This is a genomic window from Variovorax sp. E3 (assembly GCF_016082275.1).
Classification (GTDB): domain Bacteria; phylum Pseudomonadota; class Gammaproteobacteria; order Burkholderiales; family Burkholderiaceae_C; genus Variovorax.
Window position 1 is genome coordinate 1 of record NZ_MOWM01000286.1, and the last position, 3,996, is coordinate 3,996.

The 3,996-nt window shown below is 68.9% G+C and carries 6 protein-coding genes and 2 pseudogenes; all 8 read right to left on the minus strand.

Going from position 1 to position 3,996, the window contains the following annotated elements; all coding sequences use genetic code 11:
- Positions 1-111 precede the first annotated feature (111 nt).
- Positions 112-186: pseudogene (locus BMG07_RS45285) on the minus strand (IS3 family transposase); the annotation flags it as partial.
- Between the two features lie 131 nt (positions 187-317).
- Positions 318-545 carry a hypothetical protein gene (locus BMG07_RS39980; protein WP_198089110.1) on the minus strand — a complete coding sequence of 76 codons (228 nt, stop codon included), beginning with the start codon at positions 543-545 and terminating at the stop codon, positions 318-320.
- A gap of 505 nt (positions 546-1,050) precedes the next feature.
- Positions 1,051-1,140: pseudogene (locus BMG07_RS39985) on the minus strand (transposase domain-containing protein); the annotation flags it as partial.
- Positions 1,141-1,158: 18 nt separating this feature from the next.
- Positions 1,159-1,419 (minus strand): zinc ribbon domain-containing protein, encoded by a 261-nt coding sequence (locus BMG07_RS39990; RefSeq protein ID WP_198089111.1) that lies wholly within the window; start codon positions 1,417-1,419, stop codon positions 1,159-1,161.
- A gap of 27 nt (positions 1,420-1,446) precedes the next feature.
- Positions 1,447-2,166, minus strand: a complete 720-nt coding sequence (locus BMG07_RS39995) for an OmpA family protein (protein ID WP_198089112.1) — start codon at positions 2,164-2,166, stop codon at positions 1,447-1,449.
- Between the two features lie 12 nt (positions 2,167-2,178).
- Positions 2,179-2,760, minus strand: a complete 582-nt coding sequence (locus BMG07_RS40000) for a hypothetical protein (RefSeq protein ID WP_198089113.1) — start codon at positions 2,758-2,760, stop codon at positions 2,179-2,181.
- Entirely contained in the window at positions 2,757-3,176 is a 420-nt protein-coding gene (locus BMG07_RS40005; RefSeq protein WP_269759882.1) for a hypothetical protein, read from the minus strand. Before BMG07_RS40005 ends, BMG07_RS40000 begins: the two co-directional genes overlap by 4 nt.
- 52 nt (positions 3,177-3,228) lie before the next feature.
- A partial coding sequence (locus BMG07_RS40010) for a tetratricopeptide repeat protein (protein ID WP_269759883.1) occupies positions 3,229-3,996 on the minus strand: 768 nt, incomplete at its 5' end.

Below are 3,996 nucleotides of genomic sequence, written 5' to 3' on the forward strand. Positions count from 1 at the left end.
TGTTCCCTAGGAGTGACTTACTGGGAGTGCGGATAAAGATTTGGACTGGCTTTATGCCGCAAGTCCAAGGCTCAACCGGTATTCAATAGGGCTGAGGGAGCCAAGAGAGATCTAGATCCGCTTCTCGTTGTACCAGCGGATGTACGAGCCGAGCGCCTCGATGAATTGCTCCATGGTGGCGTTCCTCACGCCGGACGCGCGCACGAATGCTGACGTGGATGTCGATGTCCTGCGCGGCGCAGCAAGAACTGCGCTCCATGCGGCAGCTTGACTGGTAGCCGCACGGAGTGGATTTTCTGAAGCGAGCCGAGCTCGCTTCAATGCTTCTTGCTGTGGTGGCGGCTCTGCGCGTGCTTGTGGGTCTTGGTCGTCTTGCTGTGTGCCATCGCCGGCTGCTCGGTGGGGCGCGCCTGCAGCTCCTGGGCATGACGTTCCACCGCTGCAGCGCGGGCCGGGTCCGTGCTGACTGTGACCCCCGTATTGCCTTGTGCAAATGCCGTGGCGGTACCGAGCAGAACGAAGAGAGAAATCAGAAGTTTTTTCATGTGATGTCCATTTCGAGTGAGGGAGACCACCTCCCTTCACACCAACGGATGGCATGCCCTTGCTGTTGACGCGAGGGCGGCGAGCGACGGCATCTCTTTGCCGCCCAACTGGACATTCATTGCGCAACTCAGACCCTCTTCGTCGTACGGGCCAGCAAGGCGCACCCCATGCTCGAACACCCGGGAGACACGAGTACTTCCATTCTTCAACCTACCTGTGCCTATCCAGGTAGCAAGCCAAGATTTGGCACGGGGTTGGCATTGGGCTCGAGGGACAGGTCCGTAGCGCCACCTTCGAGCGAACGCACCGAGAGCCACTTGTATTCCCCGACCGGGCTCTCCTGGCTCTTCACGAAGCTTTCGCCCCCTTCCCACGCTGGCAGGTGCAGGTCCGCGGCAGCTTGCGCCCGGCAGTGCACGCTGGGCCTTCCCGAAAGCGGCCAGTGCGCGGATGGCCCTCTCTTCTTGACGGCCGTGAGCGGCGGTGGCCGCTCCGGGTCGAGGGTCAGCTCAACGGTTGCCAACGATGCGGCAGGAGGTCCTCGATGCGGCTGGCCATGTGCGTGGACAGGCGCTGCAGGACGTCCTTGAGGTATTCCCGGCGCCGCGGCGCTCAGCGCCCGGAACGGAACATCACGATCATCATCACGATGGCGGCCAGCGCCGCGACCAGCCGCACCGCCCAGGGCACGACCAGCCAGGCCCCGATCACCGCGACGATCTTGCCGAGCAGGCCGGCGTTGACCACCGGCTCGTTCTTGCCGCCACGTGCGGCCGGGTCCGCGTCACCGGCCACAGGCGCGCCGCACGAAGGACAGTGGCTGGCCCGGGTCGAGACCTGGTGTCCGCATTCAGAACAAGCGATCAGCGCCATGGATGGGGTATTTCCTCGGTCAGTTCTTCAGGATTTTTCGGCAGGGCGGGAGCCCGCCACGCCCGCCGGCTGGATGACGATCTCGACGCGCCGGTTGCGCTGGCGCGCGTCGGGGTCGTCGCTGCCGTCGGCGTGCGTGTCGGGCACCAGGGGCTGGCGCTTGCCATGCCCCCGGACTGCGAAGCTGCGGGCGCCCGTGGCGGCACCGAGCCGGTCGGCCACGGCCTGCGCGCGGCGCGTCGACAACGCGTCGTTGTAGGCTTCGCTCCCCTTGCCGTCGGTGTGGCCGTTGATGGCGAGCGGCGCATCGGGGTAGCTGCGCAGCAGTTCGGCAGCCTGATCAAGCGAGGTCTGTGCATCGGCGCGCAGCGTGGCCTTGTCGAAGTCGAACAGCACGTCGGCCGGCAGGTCGATGACGATGGCCTTCTGCTCGGTCTGCCGCGCCTGCAGCGCGCCCAGCAATTCGCGCGTGACGGTCACGCGCTCGGGCGGCACTTCGGCCACGCGGAACACGGTGTCGGGTGCCGGCTTGCTGGCGAAGGTGGAAGGGGGCGTGCGACTGTCGAGCCGGCTGTCGGGGCCGGCGCGGCGCCACTCGGTGTGCGGCGCATCGGCCACGCGCGTGAACACGGTGGGTCGCCCGCCCAGGCTGCCGGCCACGCGCTCGACGGTGAGCGCATGGGCAGCCGATGCAGCGGTGCCGCAGCAGGCCAGGCCCAGCAACCAGATCGGCGAGTGGCGCGTCATATCCGGGCCAGCCTATTGCAGCGGCAGCGCAATGCTCAGGCCCGGCCCCGCGGTGTCGTCGCCCGCCTGGCCGTCATTGATGACCAGCTTCAGCTGCGGCGTCGCGGCCGGCACGCTGCCCAAGAATACGAGTTGACCCTCCATGGTGTCGCCGGTCGCGATGCGCAGGTAGCGGTTGTCGTCGGGCCGCTTGAGCGCCAGCCGGTTGCCGGCCGGGTCGACCAGATAGGTGTCGGTTTCGCCGAGGTTGGTGAAGTTGGTCCCGCGGTTGCCGAAGGAGGCACTCACCGTCAGGATGGTGGCGTCCTCGCCCAGCTCGATGCCCTTGACGCGCACAGTGAGCCCCGCGCTGGCCACGCCTTGCACATTGAGCGGCAACTGGCGCGGCGCCGCCTTGGCGGCGGGCGCTGCCGCCACGGGAGGCGTGGCCGCCGACGCAGCAGGCGCGACCGGTGCGCCCGATGCGGGGGGCGTGGCGGGCGCCGGCCGCTCGGAGCAGGCCGTCAGGGTCAGCAGGCACGCGGCCAGCGCGAACGAGGCGGCAAAGGGAACGGCAAGAGGGGCGGCACGGTGCCGCGAGGGGGTGATCTTCATCGGATGGTGACGCTGTTGACGTTGGTGGTCGGTGCGGCGGCGCCGTCTTGGCAGTCGGCGGTGGCGCGCACATCGCGGCTGTTGCGGCCGGTGACGACGACGGTCTTTCCCGCCAGGGCGCGGCCGTCGATGTTCACGCTGTTGACGCTGGAACCCGCGGCCTGCGGCGCGGTCTTCTTGCGGCTGCCGTCCGCGCATTGCACCTGCACGTTCTGTGCGGTGTTGCCCGTCACTTCGATGCGGTTGGTGCCACTGCCGGGATTCTCGATCACCGTGGTGGCCGTGCCCTGCACCTGCGCAGCGCCCTGTACGCCGACAGGTCCGGCCGGACCGATCTGGCCGGAAGGCCCCGCAGCCATGGCCACGGGCGCGATGCAGGCGATGCCGGCCGAGCACAGTGCCCGGACACAGGACATACGGAACAGGAGAAACGACGGATGCATGTTGTGGACGACTCCTCGGGACCGCCTAGCGCGGCGACAGGCTTTCGCGTCCCGGCAGGGGCGCCCCCGGCACAGGGGCCGCGGGGGCAGCCGCTCCCGGCTCGACCGGCGGGATCGCGCCCATGCCGGGCAGCCGCGACGACGGAAACACATTCCTGGGCGCATTGTTGGTCGTGACTGGCGCGGGGCTGTTACCAGGCGTAGCGCCGGCGGCACCGCCCGCCTGGCTGCGCAGGTTGGCTTCGAGCTCACTGGCGAAGCGCTCGGCCAGCACCACTTCCTCGGCGGCCATGTCGCCCCCCAGCTTGCCGATGGTTTCGGTGGCCTGCCGCGCGCTGGTGCTGCCGGGTGCGGCCAGGCGCTGCGCCAGGCGCGCATAGCCCAGCGCCTTGATGTTGTCCTGCGGCACACCGGTGCCACCCTTGTAGAGCTCGCTCAGGCGCTGCATGGCGCGCGGATCGCCGCGCACCGCGCCCAGCAGGTACCAGCGGTAGGCCTGGCCGATGTCGGACACGCCGGTGCGGTTGCTCTGGTAGGCGTCGCCCAGCAGCGTGAGCAGGTTCGGGTTGTTGGTGCGCAGCGCGTCTTCCTTGAGCCGCGCGATCTCGTTCGCATACAGCGGCCCCTGGCAGCCCGGGCTCACGATGCCGCGCTCGATCGCCTGCTGGCACGACTCCACGTAGCGGGCGCCCGCGTCCGTGGTCGGGGCGGGGCCCGTGCCGGGCGGCATGGCCGAGTTGATCGGCGCCGGCAGCGTGGTGACCGCGCCGGCGCCCGTGCCCACGGTGACGCT